The following is a 21076-nucleotide window of genomic DNA, read 5'->3' on the forward strand; positions in this document are numbered from 1 at the left end:
ATAGTGGAAATCATTGTTCTCCCTGTGAACTAGGGAAAGTGCCTGCCAAGATGAATAAACACAAACGATTGGGAAAAATGAAGTCGCATTTATTGCCACGCATTTTTACGCTTGCGCCAAAGAAAATTGGCTTTGCCATTTTTATCGGTTTGGGTTTATCGGGATTATCAGCCTGCCAGCTTGTTGATTATAACAAACCGGATGGCGGTCTTATGCCTTCAGGCACACCGGTTACAGTCGACAAAGTAAGCAAAGGCGATTCTCTTGCACAATTGGGGGCCTCGCAACATCCGCGAATCTTACAAACTTATGGCGGTGAATATAGCGACCCGAAACTCGAACGGATGGTTGCAAAAATTGTCGGTAAGCTCACTGCAGTTTCGGACAAACCTGACCAGACCTACCGGATTACTATTTTGAATTCTCCCAATGTCAATGCTTTTGCGCTTCCCGGCGGCTATGTCTATGTCACACGCGGTCTTCTTGCACTTGCCAATGATTCTTCGGAAGTAGCAGCCGTTCTTGCCCATGAAATGGCACATGTCACCGCCAATCACGGTATTTTACGCCAGCAAAAAGAAGCCGAAGTGGAGCTGACAAATCAGGTCGTCAGTGAAGTTCTGGAAGACCATTCAGCCGAACGTGAAACAGCCATTCGCGGAAAATTGCGGCTTGCACAATTTTCGCGCAATCAGGAATTGCAGGCGGATGCAATCGGCATAAAAATGTTGGGCCAAGCCGGCTATGATCCGTTTGCTTCGCCACGTTTCCTCCAAGCCATGGAAGCCTATGCTGCCTATCGGAATGTTTCCGGTGCAACCGATGCAACACTCGACTTTCTGGCAAGTCACCCGTCAACGCCCCAACGTATCCAGCTTGCAACCGATCAAGCCCGCAAAGTAGGAGCACCCGGTGTTGGTAAAACCGACCGGGATGATTTCCTGAACGGCATTGACGGAATGATTTTTGGCGATACCGCTGATGAAGGTTATATTCGCGGAAACCAGTTTATCCACCCCAAATTGGGTATTACTTTCACGGTGCCTGAAGGATTTACAATAGATAATTCTTCCGCCGCTGTCATTGCCAGCGGAAATAACGACATTGCTGTGCGTTTCGACGGTGTTGCACTCCCGCGCGGCTCCTCGCCTGTCGATTATATCAAAAGTGGTTGGGTAAGCGGTCTTGATCCATCTACTATACAGGCCATTACTATTAATGGTTTAGAAGCGGCACGTGCCCATGCTGCCAATGATCGCTGGCAATTCGATGTCGTTGTGATCTTTGTCAAGGATCATGTCTTCCGGTTCTTGACGGCTGCTCCGAAAAATTCGTCCGCGCTCAATTCGGTGGCTAATGCCACAACATCTTCCTTTAAAGCGCTTTCGTCACGCGAGGTTTCTGCCCTTAAACCGTTGCGTATCCATGTCCTGACAATTAAAGGCGGAGAAACTGTTGCATCCGTTGCAGCTCGCATGCAGGGGACCAATGCCAAAGAAAAACTGTTGCGCATCATCAACGCATTACCGGCAACAGCCAATTTATCAGCGGGTGACCGAATCAAAATTATTTCCGAATAGATTTCGACGAGGTCGCGAAAAATCCGTATCTTAAAAAGCTCTGTTCTCTTAATAAGCCCATTGCGGACTTGACGTAAAAGACACGGTCAGCCACCGATCCGGTCCCGCATGACCTATTTTCTCGCCGATTTCGGTACGGATTTTATCGAGCTCTTCAACCTCGGCAATTTTGTAATGTTCCGGCAAGATGAGATGAATCTCGATCATTGTCGATCGCCCCACCTTGGCGAGATAATTCTGGGAGCCGACAAAACCATATTCTTCCACAATGGCATCCACAACATTATTGACGTGTTCATCAAGATCAACCGGCGTGATCATCAGGATATCGCGCATGGCGCGTAAAACGGTTCTAACCGGCATTGGTAACATGATAAGCGCAATGAGTGCCAGAATAGCCGGATCAATATAGGGTAAAATCCATTCGTAGCCCGTACCTTCTATCAGATTGGCAAAGGTAAAAGCACATAGAAGAGCAAGCCCTATGCCACCCGATATAATCCAACTCTTTGCATCAATTGTTATGAAAGCCGACTTTATCCGGCGATTGAAATATTGTTCGTAAAACGCCATTCCAAAGCAAAGGATGACAGCAAAGATCGAAAACCCGATAGCGGCATCGAAATGCGGAAGTTTTCCGCCATTCAAAATTTTACCAACGGCTTCAAACAAAGCATAAATAATGGCAATCATTAAAGATAAGCCGTTAATTGCAAGCAGCATTGGTTCGAGATGCCAAAAACCATATTGAAAGCGCTCGACAAATTTGGGTGCTTTGCGGCTCCTCCGGTTTACGTCAATCTCGATGAGCCGGACAACGAGAAGTGCAGCAATACTGAATAGACAATCAATCGACGAATACATCCCGTCGAAAATGATTGAGGACGCACCCGAAAGAATGCCCGTGATGATCGCTGCAATTGCCAGAACTATTGTTGCCAGAATAGAATATGCGAGTAATTTTTGTTCAATATGTGCGTTTTTGTCAAACGGTGACAAACCGGTTCTCCTGGCCAATTCTACCCTGTGATCCTGTCAGGTATTTACCCTTTTAGCAGGATCGCCTTGAGATGACGAAACGCGTTCTTTTGGCAATTAAACCTGATAAGCATCGACAGTGTTAACAGAAAGAAGGCAATTACGCAATTTTTCCAATGCCCTTGCTTCGATCTGACGGACACGTTCCTTGGAAATGCCCATTTCTTCACCCAAGGCTTCAAGAGTTGCGCCTTCATCATTCAAACGTCGATAACGGATAATTTGAAGTTCTCTTTCATTCAAAATCTGCAGTGCATCATGAAGCCATTTCGAGCGACGTTGTCCATCAATTTCGTCCTCGACAAGTTCGTCTTGCAACGGGTGATTATCAACGAGCGAATCCATTTTGCTGCCCGAATTTTCATCATCCCCGATCATCGGAGCGCTTAATGAATTGTCGGTTGTCGAAAACCGGAAATCCATTGTTTCGACATCGGAAACGGAAACGCCGAGCTTTTCCGATATATTGCGATAGATATCCTGTTTTGTCATGGTTCTATCTTCGGCGGCAAGCTTGGTACGCAAACGTCGTAAATTGAAAAACAATGCCTTTTGGGCCGAACTTGTACCACCACGAACAATTGACCAGTTGCGCAAAATGTAATCTTGAATAGAAGCTCTTATCCACCATGTTGCATAGGTGGAAAAGCGCACTTCGCGCTCGGGATCAAAACGTGCGGCTGCTTCAAGAAGCCCGACATAGCCCTCCTGAACCATATCTCCCAAAGGTAATTTGAAATGTTTGAACTTGCCCGCTATTGAAATGACCAATCTCATATGGGAGACGGCAATCTTATGCATGGCAACGCTGTCCTGATCATCCCTCCAACGCAATGCGAGCATGTGTTCATCTTCTCGTTCGAGGTAGGGAGCTTTCATAGCCGAACGCATCATGTTCCGACCAAGCATATTGTCGGTACCCGAATTGAAATTTGTCGTCACTTGCGTTGACGTGGAGATGTTGGACATGATTGCCCCCTCGGTAGGAAAAGTGTTAGCAGGAAAACAAAACGCTATTTTCCTTTCAGGCTGCTAACGTCTGCCGAAAGAGTTGGTTCCATAAAAAAACAACTAAAAGTTAAAATAATTCAATTTTCGATAGATTTTTTGCAATTTTTACGTGTTCTCTTGATAAATTTAAATCATTGAAAAATAAAAAGCCCGCTTTAAAAGCGGGCTTTTAAAATATCAAAGACTATATTGTTGGCTGTCTCGCCAATTATGGTCAAGCAGCGACGTTCTCGCTGTCTTCACCATCAACATCAATATCGACATCACCGTCAGCATCACTTTTAGCACTGCGCTTCGGGCTCTTGGCGAGATTGATTTCAATTGCGCGAACGGCTTCTGTTTCCGAAATCTTGTTGACAACAGCAATTTCACGCGCCATGCGATCAAGCGCTGCTTCATAAAGCTGACGCTCCGAATAGGATTGTTCAGGCTGATTTTCAGCACGGAAAAGATCCCGCACCACTTCGGCGATCGAAATCAAATCACCCGAATTGATTTTTGCGTCATATTCCTGTGCACGACGAGACCACATTGTCCGCTTGATACGTGCCCGCCCCTGTAGCACTTTCAACGCACGGTCAACAAAATCGGTCTCGGACAATTTGCGCATGCCAATCGATAAAGCTTTGGCAACCGGAACTTTGACATGCATTTTATCTTTTTCAAAATGGATGACAAACAGTTCAAGCTTGATACCTGCAACTTCCTGTTCTTCAATAGCAACAATCTGGCCAACACCGTGGGCAGGATAAACGATGTATTCTTGAGCCTTAAACCCGTGCCGTGCCGGGGATTTTTTCTTGGGGGATGACATATTTTTAACCAACTCCATTTGTGCTCGGCACTGCTGCCGACAAACACAGGTTGAAGGCTCCAAAACAAAGAGCCTTATCCGATCCCCGAATTTTCAACATTACTTCCGACTTATCCCGCACAATAAGCTTTTGCACATTTGCAAAGCAAATGTTCCGATAAGTCCACCCAATCTTGCATTATTCCACTGCACGTGATGAAAACATCCACGATACGACGCGAACTATGCCTGATTAAAACACCTTTCGATGAGAAAAAGAAACGTCAAAGACATTCAGTATCGGCTTAACGGCAAAACCTTAACACAAAAATCCAACGAAATCAATCATCGGGCAGTTAAGTTCAACTATTTGCACGTCTAATCACCGCTTCCAGACTTGGGCGAGAAATATTTTTCAAGTTTTCCGGTGACGCCGTCCATTTCAGTTGCCTCGGGCAACTGATCTTTCTTAACCGTTATATTCGGCCATTTTGCCGAATATTCCATGTTGAGCTCCAGCCATTTTTCGAGCCCCGGCTCGGTATCCGGCTTGATTGCTTCAGCCGGACATTCCGGTTCACAGACACCACAATCGATGCATTCGTCAGGGTGGATAACAAGCATGTTTTCCCCTTCATAGAAACAGTCAACGGGGCAAACCTCGACACAATCAGTGTATTTGCAGCGAATGCAATTGTCGGTCACAACATAGGTCATTGTTCAATCTCCAGTGTTCACGTCAAGCGCATTCCGACAAAAGCCTGTCACACTTTTAAACGGAAATGAAACGATAACAGCACTGAATTAACGTTTTTGTCTGATCGTTTCAACCCCGCATATGAACCAATTTGTTCACATTTCCTGTTTTAAAAAACGCAATAATTGCCTTCTGTCACGTTTTGTCGGTCGGGGACCTGATGAAATAATATTCTGTCTGTCTGCTACAACTTCGGTGGGTGTCAAATCTTCATAAAGCAATCGGGCTTCCACTGCAGGTCCCCGACGCTCGCCAAGTCCTGTTACCTTATAAACAACCACCGAACGTTCGAGCCGGATAGTCAGAACGTCTCCGACTTTTATCGAATAGCCCGGCTTGTCAATTTTCACACGATTAACTCTGACCTTGCTGCCCTCGACGAGTTTGGCAGCAAGGCTACGCGTTTTGACCGTCCGTGAGAAAAACAGCCACTTGTCCAAGCGCTGTCTCGAAACGGTCTCTTCGCTCATTTTTTCAATTGGTCGCGCAAGGCTGCGAGTTTTGCAAAAGGCGAATCGGGGTCAACCGGTTTCGATTGCGACTTTGATTTATGCTGTTTGTAAGAAGCATCCGCTTTCGGATTGTTAAAAGACGAATTTTTACGCGGACGTTGTTTGTCACGACGTGATTCGCCCGACTTTTCCGGTCTTTCACCTGTTTTTTCAAACCGCTGTACGGAACGTTTCTTTTTGTCGCCATTCGACCTTGACTGACGATAATCATGCCGCCCCTGATAATGCCAAAGCAATACAGGTTTTTCCTCTTCTTCCGTAGTCTTCTTTGTGAAATGAGGACCGACCGGTTCAGCTTCCGGTGTTTTCACCTCTTCTGTTGTTGCAGTTTCCTGAACTGCAGGGGTCGTCGCAAAATCGCCTACCGGTTCGGCAGGATGTTCGACAACTGAAGCAGGCTTTGCTTCCTCCGGTGTTGCATCAAGCTCCTGAAGCTTGGCTGCAATTTCTGCCTTGTCTTTTTTATCAAAACGGTAACCCAGACTTTTAAGAATTTCTTCCATATCCTCGGCTGTCGCACCAAGTATCGACATCATTGCCGGAGTAACCAGAAAATGACGCCCGTCATAAGCACCATCCGGACGCGGCCCGCTACCGGGCTTCCAGTTCACTGCATTACGAATGAGATCGGCGAGACGTTCAAGAATATCGACACGTACGGCGCGGCGCCCCAGAATCCGATAACCGGCAAGCTGATAAAAGGTCGGGTCGAAAGTCGGGTCGACAACAACCGATGTACGGCCGGCTGCCAATACTTGCAGAACATCGCCATAACCCGCCAAATCGCGCGCATGGTTTTTCAATGCCCATAGAAGCGTAATGGCTTGCGCCGGTGCCGGCTTCAACATCATTGGCAGAAAAATATGAAAAGCGCCAAAACGTGTTCCGAGTCTTCTCAAGGCTGCACGTGAAATCTGGTCAAGGCTTTTGACCTCTTCTGCAACGTCACGGCGCGGCAAAACGCCCAGATGTTCAACCAGACGGAATGCCAGTCCACGTGTCATACCAACCAGCGCATCCGCATTGATAAGATCAAAAAGCGGTTTCAATGCTGTTTCAAAATGGAAGCTCACAAAACGATCGACCCGTTCGGCAACTTTTTCACGCGCCTGCCCCGTCAATTGTTCATCGGCGAGCAGTACCGCCCTTGGCTTCAAAATATCATCGGTTGCAGCAAGGCTTGCCAAAGGTTGGCCAATCCAGCGAACCACACCATCCGAACCGACCGCAAAATCGCCATTGGCCGAAGCGGCCAAACGATCTGCCTTTTTTTCGAATTCACCGGCCAATATTTTATCTGCAGCAGCCCTTAGAGCTTTTGCATCGGCACCTTCGCCATTGACATCGGCAATAAAACGAAACCCATCAAGTTTTCCAACATGATGCCCCTCTACGAGAACATCGCCAGTTTGAACTATTTCGGCATCCATCATCACATTCTCTCTAAGCCGCTTCATAAGTACGCTTGTTCTGCGGTCTACAAATCGTTTCGTCAACCTCTCATGTAACGCATCTGACAATCTATCTTCAATTTCCCGCGTCTTTTCTTGCCAGTGTTGCGGATTGGTAAGCCATCCGGGTCTGTGAGACACAAATGTCCAGGTTCTAATCTGGGCAATCCGATGCGATAAAGTGTCAATATTACCATCGACTCGATCAGCTTGGGAGACCTGCTCGGCCAAATAGTTTTCATTGACGCTGCCGCGTTTTACAAGATCACGATAGATGTTGGCAATAATTTCCGCGTGTTGCGCGGGTGCAATTTTGCGATAATCGGGAAGTGCACATGCGTCCCAAAGCAATGCCACGCGCTCGGGCCTGTCAGCCAATCGGGCGATATCATAATCATGCGAGAGATTATCAAGAGCTTGCGCATCCACAGCCGGTAATGCACGGGCTAATCCTTCCACAGGGGCTGCCGCTTCCAGTGATTTTCTCAAACTGTCAAGCGTTGTAAAATCGAGGTCTTCGCTACGCCACTGCAAAACTTTGACCGGATCAAAATGATGTGATTCGATTCGTTCAACAAGATCTTTATCCAGATCGGCAATCCGTCCGGTCACGCCAAAGGTGCCATCACGCATATGACGGCCGGCACGTCCTGCAATTTGCGCCATTTCCGCTGCGGTCAAATCGCGAAACTGGTATCCGTCAAATTTTCTTGTCTGGGCAAAAGCCACATGATCGACATCCAGATTAAGTCCCATACCGATTGCATCGGTTGCCACGAGAAAATCCACGTCTCCCGATTGATAAAGGGCTACCTGTGCATTTCTTGTGCGTGGCGAGAGCGCCCCCATGACCACCGCTGCCCCACCACGCTGGCGCTTGATCAATTCGGCAATTGCATAAACATCATCGGCAGAAAAGGCGACAATTGCTGTGCGGCTTGGCAAACGGGTCAACTTTTTCGAGCCTGCATAGAGCAATTGCGAAAACCGCGGCCGACTGACAACATTAAGACCGGGCAAAAGTTTTTGCAGAATGCCTTGCATCGTCGAAGCACCGAGCAACATCGTTTCCTGTGTGCCACGCAAATGTAAAATCCGATCGGTAAAAATATGGCCGCGAGCGAGATCACCGGCAAGTTGTACTTCATCTATCGCGACAAAAGAAGCCTTGGTTTCCCTTGGTAAAGCTTCCACCGTGCAAACAGAATAAGGGGCACCGAGAGGAATAATCTTTTCTTCCCCCGTAATGAGAGAAACTCTGTTCGGGCCGATCTTTTCGCTGATACGGTTATAAACTTCCCGTGCAAGAAGTCGTAACGGTAGTCCGATCATTCCGCTATCATGGGCAAGCATCCGCTCGATTGCCAAATGGGTTTTGCCGGTATTTGTCGGCCCCAGAACGGCTGTTACATCACGCCCCGAAAGGATGAGAGGGGCTTTAGCCATCGTCTACTCCAAATAATCAGATTTTGCCGGACATAGCCGCCAAAATACGCCTTAACGCCTTATCAAACGACAAGCAAGCTTTGTAATTTACGAAACGTTAACCATAATTCTTAACCTTTGGAACAGTACCGGAACGAATCAGCGACGAATCGCTGACATTACCATGTTCTTGATATGTTCTCACCAGATACTGTGTTCTTACTAGGAGAGAAACCAAAATATAGCAATAAGGTCAAGGAATAATCCGGAAAACGGGGTCATTGCAATTAACCATAATGGGGTCACTATTGAAGCTCCGACAGGCATAAGCCTTTCATGCCGGAAAATATTTTTTGTGATTAAAAATAGCCTTTTTTGGCACAATATATTCTTTTGCAACAAACGCTTCAGGATAAACCGGAAATTTGCCTGCCGGATCATTCATAACTTTTGACTATTCTTAAGCTTACAATGTTCTTGAAGCACAGTGTCCACCGCTTCTATTTCCTTATAAACGGGCATTTTTCACCAAACCTTTTTTGCCAATGTATTTCCGCTATAGATAATAAAGTTTTCCCAACACAGTTTGCGCAAGGGTTTTTGAAGCCGCTGTTTCTGATAAGGTAAAAACAAGCACCAACCGATTCCGAATTTTTATCGATAAACCGGTTTGATTGTGAAGCGTGAAGGAAGAAAAATTGATGAGAAAAATTACATTCGCGATCGACGAGATTGGCTTCCCTTCAAAATTGAAGCAAGACGGGACAAAGACAGGAAATCGTTTACCGGATTTGAGCGACAGAAACCATTTATAGCCAATCCGGACAGGCATGGTTTTCCGATTCTATCAACGTGTTGCCAAGTCAACCGGACAATAAAATTCCACAAAACAAGTTGGAGAATTTTCACCAAACCGGCGCACCAAATACATCAAAAATTCGTCGAATGATTTGGACACAAAAAAACCGGCCAATAGACCGGTTTTTCTTTAAATTCAAAAAGACCTCAGTCTTTCGGTGTCAAAACCTGACGACCACGATACATACCGGTTTTAAGATCGATATGGTGCGGGCGACGAAGCTCGCCGGAAGTTTTGTCTTCAACATAGGTCGGAGCCTTGAGGGCGTCGGCAGAACGACGCATACCGCGCTTTGACGGGGTCGTTTTTCGTTTAGGTACAGCCATGGAATTATACTCCAAATTTGCTTAAAACGTATCTGCCACCATAACCCGAAGCTATATCGGCAGACAAAATTATAGAAGGTTTGGCGAGCCTATACACTGATTATCAGACTTTGACCAGACTGAAATCAGCATTTTTTATGAAATAGGTCGATATTGTGCCTATTATAAGCGGAAAAATTTTAAAATCACCTTTTTGCTTAAAATCTTCCAAAACTGCCGGCATGTTTTTGCTGCTCTTGCGAAATTGTCCAACCGGTCAAATCCGACTCAGTTTCATTACTGCTCTGAAACCGGTTCTCGCAAGCATTGGGTATAAGCAGCCGATTGACGTACACGTTTTTCTATCAGACGTTCAAGCCTTGTCAAATTCACGGATGGACGGGAAGGATTACGCAATTTCGGATTGGGTAAAGTGACTGCGAGATAGGCAGCCTGTCTTGGATTGAGATTTTTTGCCGAACGTTTGAAAAAATGTTGTGAAGCAGCTTCAGCACCATAGATTCCGGGCCCCCATTCGGCAATATTGAGATAAATTTCCATAATACGTCGTTTGGACAAAACAGCATCGGCGACCGTCGCATAAGGAATTTCAAGACCTTTTCTCAAGTAAGACCGGTCATGCCATAAAAACAGGTTTTTCACCATTTGCATCGTAATTGTCGACGCACCTCTGTTAGGGCCTCCATCACGCGAAATAACAGTTTTCATTGCGTTCCAGTCAACACCGCTATGTGAACAAAATTGACCATCTTCAGACATGACAACGGCATAAACGAGATTGGGAGAAATATCGTCAATACTACGCCACTCCCGTTCATAAGGAGTAAAAGTAATCTGGTCACGCAGCATCAAGGTCGAAACCGGATGGATAAATGGCAGATTATAAAGAAGCATTAGCAAAAACGGGAAAGATAGCAAAATTGCCAACGCGTAGAACACCAAGCGAAGTCTTTTCGAATGCCCTTTATCAGAACGGTCTAGAGATTTCCTGTCTTCAGCAAACAATTAAGCCTCGTTCAATCTTCATTCCCTGTTTATAATCGTCTCGCAATTTATCTCTTTTTTATATCTTTATTGTCTAACTCATAAGTGTTGACGGCAAGGTTGGAATGTTTCATGTCCATCTTGCAAAGATTAAAGGAATTCTCAATGGAAGATTTTACCAATTTACTTGCAAAAAATGCCCGCCAGATTGGTGAAATGCTGGATGCAAAACTCTCCAGCCATATCGAGACGGGAGAAATTGCCCGCCCGTCCCGTCTTCTCGCCGCAATGCGTCATGGTGTTTTGAATGGTGGCAAGAGATTGCGGCCTTTTCTTGTTATCGAGACTGCCCGACTTTTTGATGCCAATATCGAAGCGGCACAATGTGTTGGTGCAGCCCTTGAAGCAATCCATTGCTATTCATTGATACATGACGATTTGCCGGCCATGGATAATGATGATTTGCGGCGTGGCAAACCCACTGTCCATAAAGCATTCGACGAAGCGACGGCCATTCTCGCCGGTGACGCATTATTGACAATTGCTTTTGATTTTCTCTCCGATGACAAACTTGAACTGGATGCAAAAATCCGGCTCAAACTGATCAATGGTCTTGCCCGCAGTGCCGGTCTTGGCGGCATGGTAGGCGGGCAGGTGCTGGATCTCGAAGCAGAGACAAAAAAACCTGACGAAAGCGGCATTATCACATTGGAAGCGATGAAAACCGGTGCACTTATCCGCTATGCCTGTGAAGCCGGCGCTATTCTTTCCAACGCCACCCGCGAAGACCGCGAAAGACTTTCCGAATTCGGCTCGGCGATCGGCCTTGCTTTCCAGCTTGCCGATGATGTCCTCGACGTGACTTCCGATACCAAAGCACTCGGCAAAACTGCCGGTAAAGACATAGCCGCCAATAAAGCAACTTTGGTTGCCCTCCATGGTGTCGAATGGGCCAAGCACCAACTGGAAGGGCTGATGAAACAGGCTGATGACTTACTCGAACCATTTGGCAACAAGGCCGATATTCTAAAGGCAACAGCAAGATTTATTATAGAAAGAAAAAACTGAACAACAAAAAAGACCTGCAAAAAAATTTTAGGCATTCATAGGGCATTCGCAGTGAATTTCATGCGTTTACCAGAAGAAAAAGCGACACATTCAACTTTCGTTAAAGCCAAGTGATTGTTTTTTGCGATAAAGAAAAATGTCTTGGCGTTTGTTTCGCAAAATAAATAAAGCTTTTTTAGGATAATGTTTTTTATGTTCATGAAGAAGCCACTCTTGGTTTTGGGCGCTTGCTCTTTTCACAAGATAATTGCTTCGGTAATGATGGGTGGCATTTTCGTTTAACATTGCTTTCTTTCGCCCCTTCAAGAACTTATCATTAGCAAAGCCAAAGACATTTAAAAGAAGACGTCGGAAAATACTCATGGCCTTTACTCTTGCTTCTGCAACAGAGCTTATGGAAGAAATTAAAAAAAGCCGTTTTTTAACGCGTGCTTTTCCGATCAATTCCATAGCCGAAGCCGAAGCGATTATTGAAACAATCCGCAAAGAAGAGGCGACACATCATTGCTATGCATGGAAATTCCATTCAAATTACCGCTTCAATGATGATGGTGAACCGACAGGAACTGCCGGTAAACCGATCCTCAATGCCATTGAAGGCAAAAACTGCGATTGTGTTCTCGTCATTGTCACACGTTGGTTCGGAGGGGTTAAACTCGGCACCGGTGGGCTGGTTCGTGCCTATGGGGGCGGTGCGTCAAGAACACTCCAAAAGGCCGAACTTGTCGAACTTGTGGACTGGCAGATTTTGACTTTTCACTGCCCTTTCAATCTCTTACCAATTGTCGAAAACGAGGTTCAAAATTTTCTTGCACAGATTGATAACCGGCATTTTGACGATTTCGGATGTGAAGTGACACTCCGTTTGCCAAAGCCACAACAAGAAAACTTTATTGACTGGATAAAAGACATAAGCAGCGGAAAAATCCTGATTGATGGAGAAAACTCCCGCTCCGACATGTCTTTATAGAAGTTTTCTCCAAATTTATAAAACTCTTGTCAAACTAAGATGGCTATCAATTTGGCTGCTATTTTTTCTCGATTCTACTTGATTGAAGAACGCCCGATGGGCGACACGTTCAAAAACAATTGCTTTTCGGATGACCAACACCTCATCCAGCGCTTCCACGATCTGTCATCCCTAACTGTCCGGTTTCTGGCTTTATCGGGCGAAGCACATTTTTAGTTTTCCAACAAAGCTTTTAACATTTTGGATTTTTAAACGCATTCAAGCTTTTTTTCTTGCAATAGTTGAACCGGGCTTTTCATCGTTTTTGATGACGAAAAAAGCAAATGCACCTTTTTGCCGTTTGAAAACCTCAGCAAAAAACGCGCAAATCAAAGTTGGACACTCGTTTCAAATGTCCACTTCATGGTTTTTGAATGGACGATTGCAACTCTATTTGAAACGCTCTTCGATATATTCAGCTACCATCTGCTCGAATTCAGCCGCAATATTTGCCCCGCGCAATGTCTTGACCTTTTTACCATCAATGAAAACGGGGGCAGCCGGCATTTCTCCGGTACCGGGAAGTGAAATACCGATATTGGCATGTTTCGATTCCCCGGGTCCGTTGACGATACATCCCATGACGGCCACATTGAGTGTTTCGACACCGGGATATTTTTTCCGCCAGACCGGCATATTTTTGCGGATATCACCCTGAATTTTCTGTGCAAGTTCCTGAAACACCGTCGAGGTGGTGCGTCCACAGCCGGGGCAAGCGGCAACAGTGGGTATAAATTGTCTGAATCCCATAACCTGCAAAAGCTCTTGTGCAACCTGCACTTCACGCCGGCGATCGCCGCCCGGTTCAGGTGTCAAAGAAATACGTATGGTATCGCCAATTCCCTGTTCCAATAAAATGCCCAGAGCTGCCGAAGAGGCGACAACACCTTTGGTTCCCATACCTGCTTCGGTAAGCCCCAGATGCAAAGCATAATCGCAGCGCTTGGCCAACATGGTATAGACAGCGACAAGGTCCTGTACCTGACTGACCTTTGCCGACAGAATAATTTTATCCTTCCCAAGGCCGATTTCTTCCGCAAGATGCGCCGAAATAAGTGCAGACTGCACCACCGCTTCATGCATGACCTCATCGGTCGAGAGCGGCCCGCCTTTTGCAGCATTCTCATCCATCAGCCGTGTCAGCAATTCCTGATCGAGCGACCCCCAGTTCACGCCGATACGAACCGGTTTGTCATATTGAATCGCAAATTCGATTATTTCACTGAATTGTTTGTCACGTTTTTCACGAAACCCGACATTTCCGGGATTGATGCGATATTTTGCCAAGGCCTTTGCACAATCAGGATATTCGGCGAGTAATTTGTGACCGATATAATGAAAGTCACCGATGAGCGGAACTGTAATTCCAAGATTGTCCAGCCGTTCTCTTATTCTTGGTACAGCGGCTGCCGATTCATCCCTATCGACAGTAATGCGTACAAGTTCCGAACCTGCCTTGGCGAGTGCTGCGACCTGAGCCACGGTTGCATTCACATCGGCTGTGTCCGTATTGGTCATTGATTGCACGACAATAGGATTATCGCCTCCCACCATAACGCCGCCAACATTGACAGCAACAGATTTGCGACGCGGAAAAGGTTTGGAAAAATATTCGTGCGTGTTCATTTTCGGATGATGTCTCTTTTATTGCCTGATCATCATAATCATATCGTTTTGTTATAACTGTTTTAAACCCATTTTCCCAATCGGAATTTTGAAAAAGATTTTCACTTTTCCGATTATCGTAATGTCTTTTTTCAGAAATTACCTGAGGTCAGTGATGAATTAAAACCGTCCCGTGCTTTTTATGTTTTTCATTGCATCTTTCCGGTTTTAGAAAATTTCCCGATTTGAATATACCGTTTTCGAGAAAAAATTACGGCCCGAGGTTTTTCATTTCCACTGGAAGGAACTTTTTTACGCATTATCTATTGTAATAGATAGTAGTTACAGCCTTGTGTTCGATTTATACGGGGCTTCAGCGCAAGGGAAAAACAATGTTTAATGTTCTTAACGGCAGTGACACGAAAGAAAAAGTCGAAAAACGTATTCAGGATCTTAAAGCCGAGCTCCAATCGCTCACCCATTCACTGACCAAAGGCGACGGTTTCATGAGCAATACAGGCGAAATTGCCGAAACAATAAAGGATAAGGGGCGTCAGGCGCTTGATGTTGTCGGTGAACAAGCCCACTATATTACCAAGCAAACAAAAAATTATCCCAAAACTGCTTTGGCGGTTGTCGGTGTCTTGGGAGTTGCAGCTTATTTTCTCCTCCGTCGCAAATAATCGGAACGATAAAAACAAGATTGCATTTGTGTTCGAATAAAGTTTGTCTCACTAAGAGTTGAGAAACAAATTTTTTAAAATGAACAGCACATCCAAAAGGTCCGCTTGGTCATATCTGACCTGATAAAGAAAAAGATAAGCAAATAAAAAAGCGCGTTAAACGCGCTTTTTTATTGTCCAGTCGTTTTCAGCTCTTTTGGCTTACTTTAGTTCTTTTCCGACTTTATTTTTCAATCCTTGACTTCGGAATAATTATAGCTTCCGTCCGGAGCTTTATACCATCGGTTCATAACAAAACCACCTTCCTTCGGATCGCCTTTCTCGGTGAAATCCAAAGGTCCGAGCACTGTTTTGAAAGGCCCTTTTGTTTTCAGATATTGCGCCACTTTTTGCGGGTTTTGCCCTTCGGCAGTAATACCTTCGGCCATAAGCTGCACAACCGCATAGGAATAAAGTGTGAATGCTTCCGGTTCAAATCCGTTCGCCCGGAAAGATTTTACCAATTCCTCATTGTCCTTATTGCCACGAGGATCGGCGTTGAAGGTATTCATAACACCAACAACTGCATCTTGCGCCGTTGCGGCAAGCTCATTGCTGGCAAAGGCATCACCACCGATATAGACAGGTTTGACTTTTTGTTCCGCCATTTGGCGCAACATCAATCCGGCCGGTGTATAAAGCCCGCCAAAATAGACAACATTTGCGCCACTCTGCTTCATTTTTGCAATAATGGCCGAAAAATCCTTATCCTCGACATTGACACCATCGAAACTCAATTCGGTCACGCCAAGCTTGTTCAGTGTTTTTTTGACTTCTTCGGCAATACCAATTCCATAAGCGGTTTTGTCGTGAATAATCATGACCTTCGGATCAGGAACATGCTTTTTTATGAATTCAGCGGCAAATGACCCTTGCTGGTCATCACGTCCGCAAACACGAAACTGCATCGGATAGCCCGATTCAGTCAATTTAGGATTGGTAACACCGGCTGAAATTGCCAGCATGCCATTTTCATCATAAACAGTTGCTGCCGGAAGCGCTGCACCCGAATTATAATGGGCTACGACAAATTGCACACCATCGCCGGCAAGCTTGTTGGCACCCGAAACGGCCTGTTTGGGGTCCGATGCATCGTCGACAATCTCGATAACGAGCTTTTCGCCTTTGATGCCTCCCTTGTCATTGATATTTTTAACGGCCATTTCGGCGCCATGCTGAATTTGTGCACCAATCGCCGCGCTCGGTCCCGTAGCAGGAATTGCAACACCGATTTTGATATCTGCCCAAGCACTATTCATGAACGTGCCAAAAGCAATTGCTGCAACGGTTGCCAATAATGCTTTCTTCATTCCAGTTCTCCTCTTTTTCTTCATAAGTTGTAAAACATCCAAAGTATTTTTTCCAGACAACATCAAAGAAAAGCTTATTTCTTGTGCCAGGTAAAAGGCGACGATTTCTTGTAAAGCCAACTATATTGGCGAACCATCTGGTTTGTCCGCGTAAATTGGAAACCCAGACCTGCAAAAATCAGCAAAACAACAAGATCGACAAGATAATAATGAAGCGATAACAGAGTGCCGTTGAAGGGCGGGATATAATGGATGAAGCGGACAGCCGCGGCGAGCGGAACCATCGAAATCAGCGCCACTTTCAACCCATGCCAGGTCAGTGCACAAGCGCGCCCCGTCATCCACGCTGCCCAGCCACCAAGAATGATAGTCACCAGTACAAAGACAAAAAGTGAAGACTCTTGATAAAGGATACCTTGCATTTTTTCTCCCTAAAGCTTCAAACACCAGTGGTGATTTTGAATATCCTGATTAATGTCGACCACCTTCAAGATAGGCTGCCCTGACTTTCGGGTTCGATAAAAGTTCTGCACCGGTTCCGCTCATTGTAACAACACCATTCACAAGAACATAACCGCGATGGGCGAGTTTTAACGCCCCGAAAGCGTTCTGCTCGACCAGAAAAACAGTGAGACCGGTTTCCTTGTTTAGTACTTTGATCGCATCGAATATCTGTTTAACAATGAGCGGCGCCAGCCCCAATGAAGGTTCATCAAGCAATAATAGTCTCGGACGCGACATAAGCGCACGCGCAATTGCCAGCATCTGCTGTTCGCCACCGGACAATGTTCCGCCGCGTTGCTGCAAGCGTTCTTTCAGGCGTGGAAATAAAGCAAACATTTTCTCGACATCCTCGTCAAAATATTTGAGGTTATCGATACTTGCACCCATTTGCAGGTTTTCGAGCACGGTCATGCGCGGAAAAATGCGCCGCCCTTCCGGCGACTGCGCAATACGTAATCGGGCAATTTCATGCGTTTCCATATAGGTAATGTCATGACCATCAAACCAAATACGACCTGACCGTACACGCGGCTTGCCGAATATCGTCATCATCAAAGTTGACTTACCGGCACCATTGGCGCCGATGAGTGTAACAATCTCGCCTTGCCGGACTTCAACACTGACGCCCCGTAGAGCTTGAATAGCACCGTAATAAGTTTCAATATTTTCGACTTTAAGAAGTGCTGGTGCATCGCTACTCATGAACGCTTTCCCTCTTGTTCTTTCGAGTCGGCAGTAATGATTTCCGTTTCCGATATTTCAACAGAAGCCGCGACATCCTCAACTGCTGTTTCAGGAGATGCCTCTTCATCCTCGTCAACGCCAAGATAAGCTGCAATCACTTTCGGATCGTTTTTGACGACCTCCGGCGTACCATCGGCAATTTTTGACCCATATTCGAGAACAACAACATGATCGGATATTTCCATCACCACCGACATATCATGTTCGATCAGCAATACGGAGGTATGTTCGACATCCCTGATATCCAAAAGGAGATCGTTCAGTTCAAGCGATTCTTTAGGGTTAAGACCGGCCGCCGGTTCATCAAGACATAAAAGTTGCGGCTCGGTGCACATCGCACGTGCAATCTCGAGACGCCGCTGATCACCATAAGGAAGATCTCCCGCAGGATCATCGGCACGATGGACAAGATTTATTTTTTCAAGCCAAAGCTCGGCTTTTTTGATCGCCTCTTTGGCTGCCCGCTTATATGAAGGAAAACCGAACAGGCCAAGCACGGTCATGCCGGAAGCGCGCATCAACTCGTTATGTTGCGCAACGAGCAGATTTTCGAGAACCGTCAAGCCGGTAAACAAGCGGATATTCTGGAAGGTGCGGGCAACTTTCGCTTTCTTGGTAATTTCATAATCGGCAAGCCGCTCCAATAGAAAAGTTTTACCTTCACTCGTATGGAGAGACAACATCCCGCCAGTCGGCCGATAAAAGCCGGTAATACAGTTAAAAACAGTTGTTTTACCTGCACCATTCGGCCCGATCAAAGCCGTAATCTTGCCCCGCTCGACATTGAAACTCAAATCGTCAACGGCAACGAGACCACCAAATTGCATCCTGAGGTGCTCGATTTGGAGAAGGGTATTATCGTCAGCCATTAGCCGTTTCCTTCTTTTGTAAAATCACCCGAAACAGCTTTCTTCACTTTCAGGAATGCACTCGGTTCCCGTTTACCGACAAAGCCGCGCGGTTTCCACACCATGACGAACACCATCGCCAGACCGAACCAAAGCATACGATATTGTGGCGGGTCAAAATCAGGACCGAATATCATCTGTAGCGCCGGAACATCGCGCAATAACTCTGTGCCACCAATCATGACAGCAGCAGCCACAGCAATTCCACCTAGTGACCCCATACCCCCCAGAACAACAATTGCCAGAATAATTGCCGATTCGTCGAAAATAAAACTCGTGTAATCGGCGCGCCCCTGTCTTGCTGCAAAAAATGCTCCGGCAAAACCGCCGAACATTGCACCGATGGAAAAGGCCGTCAATTTTGTTGTTACTGTGTTGATTCCAAGCGAGCGGCAGGCAATTTCATCTTCGCGTAAAGCTTCCCATGCCCGTCCGATTGGCAGTCGACGCAACCTCATCACGACCCAGGCGGTAATCACCACCATGACAAGAATGACATAATAGAGAAATATCTTATAATGGGCAGCCTGAAAATTTAATCCGAAGAGCTCGGCAAATCCGCCTTCGCCCCTTGTGAAGGGAACACCGAAGAATGTTGCTTTTTGAACCGACAACCCAGCAGCGCCGCCGGTAACCGGCGTCCAGTTCTGCAAAATTGTGCGGATAATCTCTCCGAAAGCCAAAGTAACAATGGCAAGATAATCACCACGCAATCTTAATACCGGAAATCCCAGCATCATTCCCCAAAGGGCTGCAAAAATACCGGCCAAAGGCAGGCACAGCCAGAATGAAAAGCCGAAATGATTGCCGAGAAGGGCAACCGTATAGGCTCCCACGGCATAAAAAGCGACATATCCCAAATCAAGCAAGCCGGCAAGGCCAACCACAATATTGAGCCCCCAGGCAAGCATGATATAAATCAATATCTGGATTGCATAATTGTCGATCCACTTTTGCGATTGGGCGAGATTATCAACCAGAAAAGTCGTGACAAAAAACGGATACACAAGCAACAGCGCCAAAATACATCCCGGAGCATATTTCTGAAACCCCGGTGTGACTTCCCTGACCGTTATCCTGATTGCCTGTTGAATACCTTTGGCATAGAGAAAAACAATGGCAAGCAGCACAAAAGCGACGACGACAATTCCGGCAATGAAAAGCTGATGGGCTTGAGCCGACAAATTATAAGTGGATTGGGCAGAGGCATCTTCATAATAAAGCCATGCCCGATAGGCGATGAACAATATGACAGAAGGGACAAGTGCAAAAACTGCTCCCTTTGTACCACCGCCAAAAAGACACCACGTAAAACGCCCGACACCGGCAATAATCACATAATTGAGAAGATAACCGATTTGCGGTGTCAGTGTCATCTCGTTCCGCAAATTGAGATCAGCCCTGAAACCCACGATAAAGGCAAACAGCAATAATGCGATAAAAGCTGTCACAATGCCTTCGCGACAAGCGCGTTTAAAGTCGATTCTTCCGGCATTTGGCAAAGATGTTATCTGGTTCATGGCCGCCGTCTAAACCTTTTCAACTTCTGGCCGTCCAAGGATACCGGATGGCATAAATACGAGAACAATTGCAAGAATGAGAAAGACTGCAACGTCTTTATATTCCGGCGGAAAATAGGTTTGCCACAAAGCTTCTGTCAAGCCGATCAGAAGACCGCCAAGAACTGCACCGGGCAACGACCCGATTCCCCCGAGAACGGCGGCGGTAAAAGCTTTGATTCCAGGAATAAAACCATCGGCAAAATGAATTTGTCCATAATTCATCAGGTAAAGTGTTCCGGCTATTGCTGCAAGCGCTGCCCCCATAATGAAGGTCACCGAAATAATCCGGTCCACATTGATTCCCAAAAGAGCCGCCATTTTGCCGTCCTGTTCGACGGCGCGTTGGGCGCGCCCGAGCGGTGTTTTGCTGACAATATGGGAAAAGATAAAAAGCAGAACTGCGGTAACGACCACGACCAGAAGTTGCTTGTTCAAAATAAAAACGTCGGTTCCCGGAATGACAAAACCACCACTGATCATTTCCGGAATAGGCTTGTTACGTGGGCCCTGCTCGACCTGAACGAAATTGCGCAAAACAAACGACATCCCGATTGCTGTGATCAATGGAGCAAGACGAAAGGAGCCGCGCAATGGCCGATAAGCAACCCGTTCGATAACCCAAGCCCAGACAGATGTGAAAACCATTGAAACGATGAGCATTATGAGAAGTGCCAGGGCAATAGGCACGGCCGCAGGCAATGTCAGCAGCATCATAAAAACGATCATCGCAATGAAGGCACCGATCATGAACACATCACCATGGGCAAAATTGATCATGCCCAATATGCCATAGACCATAGTATAGCCAATAGCGATAAGCCCATAAATAGCCCCCAAAGCAACTCCGTTTATTAGTTGCTGAAAAAAATAATCCATTGAGTGTATGTCCCCTATGTTATTTTTCTAAA

19 protein-coding genes and 1 pseudogene are annotated in these 21076 nt (G+C 46.1%); 4 read left to right on the plus strand and 16 right to left on the minus strand.

The annotated features are described in order from the left end of the window. Positions 1-149: 149 nt before the first annotated feature. Positions 150-1580, plus strand: a complete 1431-nt coding sequence (locus BBC0178_RS10750) for a M48 family metalloprotease (RefSeq protein ID WP_418214921.1) — start codon at positions 150-152, stop codon at positions 1578-1580. Between the two features lie 48 nt (positions 1581-1628). Here the strand turns inward: BBC0178_RS10750 and BBC0178_RS10755 are convergent, their stop codons facing one another. The 8 genes from BBC0178_RS10755 to mtgA all read right to left on the minus strand — a co-directional run bounded on the left by BBC0178_RS10755 (position 1629) and on the right by mtgA (position 10757). Beyond that, positions 1629-2579 carry a cation diffusion facilitator family transporter gene (locus tag BBC0178_RS10755; protein WP_077973047.1) on the minus strand — a complete coding sequence of 317 codons (951 nt, stop codon included), beginning with the start codon at positions 2577-2579 and terminating at the stop codon, positions 1629-1631. Between the two features lie 96 nt (positions 2580-2675). Continuing rightward, entirely contained in the window at positions 2676-3587 is a 912-nt protein-coding gene (locus BBC0178_RS10760; protein WP_078040155.1) for an RNA polymerase factor sigma-32, read from the minus strand. A 256-nt stretch (positions 3588-3843) separates the two neighbouring features. Then, a complete protein-coding gene (locus BBC0178_RS10765) occupies positions 3844-4443 on the minus strand; it encodes a CarD family transcriptional regulator (RefSeq protein WP_078040466.1) in 600 nt (199 codons plus the stop codon). Positions 4444-4800: 357 nt separating this feature from the next. Beyond that, the gene (fdxA, locus tag BBC0178_RS10770) at positions 4801-5139 is read right to left on the minus strand and encodes a ferredoxin FdxA (protein ID WP_078040156.1); all 339 of its coding nucleotides are present in this window, start codon (positions 5137-5139) and stop codon (positions 4801-4803) included. A gap of 135 nt (positions 5140-5274) precedes the next feature. After that, positions 5275-5649: an RNA-binding S4 domain-containing protein gene (locus BBC0178_RS10775; RefSeq protein WP_078040157.1), complete on the minus strand. Its 375-nt coding sequence runs from the start codon at positions 5647-5649 to the stop codon at positions 5275-5277. After that, positions 5646-8588: a DEAD/DEAH box helicase gene (locus tag BBC0178_RS10780; RefSeq protein WP_078040158.1), complete on the minus strand. Its 2943-nt coding sequence runs from the start codon at positions 8586-8588 to the stop codon at positions 5646-5648. The genes BBC0178_RS10775 and BBC0178_RS10780 overlap by 4 nt, the downstream gene beginning before the upstream one ends. 984 nt (positions 8589-9572) lie before the next feature. Then, complete coding sequence (rpmF, locus tag BBC0178_RS10790) at positions 9573-9752, minus strand: 50S ribosomal protein L32 (protein WP_075869347.1); 180 nt, start codon at positions 9750-9752, stop codon at positions 9573-9575. 276 nt (positions 9753-10028) lie between these two features. Further along, positions 10029-10757: a monofunctional biosynthetic peptidoglycan transglycosylase gene (gene mtgA, locus BBC0178_RS10795; protein ID WP_078040160.1), complete on the minus strand. Its 729-nt coding sequence runs from the start codon at positions 10755-10757 to the stop codon at positions 10029-10031. A gap of 144 nt (positions 10758-10901) precedes the next feature. Between mtgA and BBC0178_RS10800 the strand changes: the two genes are divergently transcribed. Beyond that, on the plus strand, positions 10902-11804 hold the full coding sequence (locus BBC0178_RS10800) for a polyprenyl synthetase family protein (protein WP_078040161.1): 903 nt from the start codon (positions 10902-10904) through the stop codon (positions 11802-11804). Between the two features lie 90 nt (positions 11805-11894). On the opposite strand, the gene BBC0178_RS10805 is transcribed toward BBC0178_RS10800, so the two are convergent. Further along, a complete protein-coding gene (locus BBC0178_RS10805; RefSeq protein ID WP_078040162.1) occupies positions 11895-12167 on the minus strand; it encodes a hypothetical protein in 273 nt (90 codons plus the stop codon). Here BBC0178_RS10805 and BBC0178_RS10810 point away from each other — a divergent pair. Then, positions 12166-12774, plus strand: coding sequence for an IMPACT family protein (locus tag BBC0178_RS10810; protein ID WP_078040163.1), 609 nt, complete (start codon positions 12166-12168; stop codon positions 12772-12774). The two genes, BBC0178_RS10805 and BBC0178_RS10810, sit on opposite strands and share 2 nt — an antisense overlap. A gap of 429 nt (positions 12775-13203) precedes the next feature. Here BBC0178_RS10810 and ispG read toward each other — a convergent pair whose 3' ends face one another. Next, positions 13204-14439 carry a flavodoxin-dependent (E)-4-hydroxy-3-methylbut-2-enyl-diphosphate synthase gene (gene ispG / locus BBC0178_RS10815; protein WP_078040164.1) on the minus strand — a complete coding sequence of 412 codons (1236 nt, stop codon included), beginning with the start codon at positions 14437-14439 and terminating at the stop codon, positions 13204-13206. Between the two features lie 371 nt (positions 14440-14810). On the opposite strand from ispG, the gene BBC0178_RS10820 reads away from it, so the two are divergent. After that, a complete protein-coding gene (locus tag BBC0178_RS10820) occupies positions 14811-15101 on the plus strand; it encodes a hypothetical protein (RefSeq protein WP_077973077.1) in 291 nt (96 codons plus the stop codon). A gap of 230 nt (positions 15102-15331) precedes the next feature. On the opposite strand, the gene BBC0178_RS10825 is transcribed toward BBC0178_RS10820, so the two are convergent. From BBC0178_RS10825 to BBC0178_RS10850, 6 genes and pseudogenes are all read right to left on the minus strand, one after another. Continuing rightward, positions 15332-16450, minus strand: a complete 1119-nt coding sequence (locus tag BBC0178_RS10825; RefSeq protein WP_078040165.1) for a branched-chain amino acid ABC transporter substrate-binding protein — start codon at positions 16448-16450, stop codon at positions 15332-15334. Between the two features lie 74 nt (positions 16451-16524). Continuing rightward, the gene (locus BBC0178_RS10830) at positions 16525-16872 is read right to left on the minus strand and encodes a DUF6867 family protein (RefSeq protein WP_078040166.1); all 348 of its coding nucleotides are present in this window, start codon (positions 16870-16872) and stop codon (positions 16525-16527) included. 49 nt (positions 16873-16921) lie between these two features. Continuing rightward, a complete protein-coding gene (locus tag BBC0178_RS10835) occupies positions 16922-17656 on the minus strand; it encodes an ABC transporter ATP-binding protein (RefSeq protein ID WP_077973090.1) in 735 nt (244 codons plus the stop codon). A gap of 104 nt (positions 17657-17760) precedes the next feature. Then, positions 17761-18567: pseudogene (locus BBC0178_RS10840) on the minus strand (ABC transporter ATP-binding protein); the annotation flags it as partial. Further along, entirely contained in the window at positions 18567-19982 is a 1416-nt protein-coding gene (gene livM / locus BBC0178_RS10845) for a high-affinity branched-chain amino acid ABC transporter permease LivM (protein ID WP_370541267.1), read from the minus strand. The gene livM and the pseudogene BBC0178_RS10840, both read right to left, overlap by 1 nt. Before the next feature lie 153 nt (positions 19983-20135). Beyond that, the gene (locus BBC0178_RS10850; protein ID WP_078040168.1) at positions 20136-21044 is read right to left on the minus strand and encodes a branched-chain amino acid ABC transporter permease; all 909 of its coding nucleotides are present in this window, start codon (positions 21042-21044) and stop codon (positions 20136-20138) included. Between the last annotated feature and the right edge of the window lie 32 nt (positions 21045-21076).

Source organism: Ditibartonella apihabitans (genome assembly GCF_002007485.1).
Taxonomy (GTDB): domain Bacteria; phylum Pseudomonadota; class Alphaproteobacteria; order Rhizobiales; family Rhizobiaceae; genus Bartonella; species Bartonella apihabitans.

Coding starts and splice junctions, on each gene's coding strand:
- BBC0178_RS10765 (WP_078040466.1), bottom strand. CDS start 4,443: ATGTCATCCCCCAAGAAAAAATCCCCGGCACGGCACGGGTTTAAGGCT.
- BBC0178_RS10775 (WP_078040157.1), bottom strand. CDS start 5,649: ATGAGCGAAGAGACCGTTTCGAGACAGCGCTTGGACAAGTGGCTGTTT.
- ispG (WP_078040164.1), bottom strand. CDS start 14,439: ATGAACACGCACGAATATTTTTCCAAACCTTTTCCGCGTCGCAAATCT.
- BBC0178_RS10780 (WP_078040158.1), bottom strand. CDS start 8,588: ATGGCTAAAGCCCCTCTCATCCTTTCGGGGCGTGATGTAACAGCCGTT.
- BBC0178_RS10825 (WP_078040165.1), bottom strand. CDS start 16,450: ATGAAGAAAGCATTATTGGCAACCGTTGCAGCAATTGCTTTTGGCACG.
- BBC0178_RS10820 (WP_077973077.1), top strand. CDS start 14,811: ATGTTTAATGTTCTTAACGGCAGTGACACGAAAGAAAAAGTCGAAAAA.
- livM (WP_370541267.1), bottom strand. CDS start 19,982: ATGACACTGACACCGCAAATCGGTTATCTTCTCAATTATGTGATTATT.
- rpmF (WP_075869347.1), bottom strand. CDS start 9,752: ATGGCTGTACCTAAACGAAAAACGACCCCGTCAAAGCGCGGTATGCGT.
- BBC0178_RS10805 (WP_078040162.1), bottom strand. CDS start 12,167: ATGAGTATTTTCCGACGTCTTCTTTTAAATGTCTTTGGCTTTGCTAAT.
- BBC0178_RS10810 (WP_078040163.1), top strand. CDS start 12,166: ATGGCCTTTACTCTTGCTTCTGCAACAGAGCTTATGGAAGAAATTAAA.
- BBC0178_RS10830 (WP_078040166.1), bottom strand. CDS start 16,872: ATGCAAGGTATCCTTTATCAAGAGTCTTCACTTTTTGTCTTTGTACTG.
- BBC0178_RS10850 (WP_078040168.1), bottom strand. CDS start 21,044: ATGGATTATTTTTTTCAGCAACTAATAAACGGAGTTGCTTTGGGGGCT.
- BBC0178_RS10835 (WP_077973090.1), bottom strand. CDS start 17,656: ATGAGTAGCGATGCACCAGCACTTCTTAAAGTCGAAAATATTGAAACT.
- BBC0178_RS10760 (WP_078040155.1), bottom strand. CDS start 3,587: ATGTCCAACATCTCCACGTCAACGCAAGTGACGACAAATTTCAATTCG.
- BBC0178_RS10800 (WP_078040161.1), top strand. CDS start 10,902: ATGGAAGATTTTACCAATTTACTTGCAAAAAATGCCCGCCAGATTGGT.
- fdxA (WP_078040156.1), bottom strand. CDS start 5,139: ATGACCTATGTTGTGACCGACAATTGCATTCGCTGCAAATACACTGAT.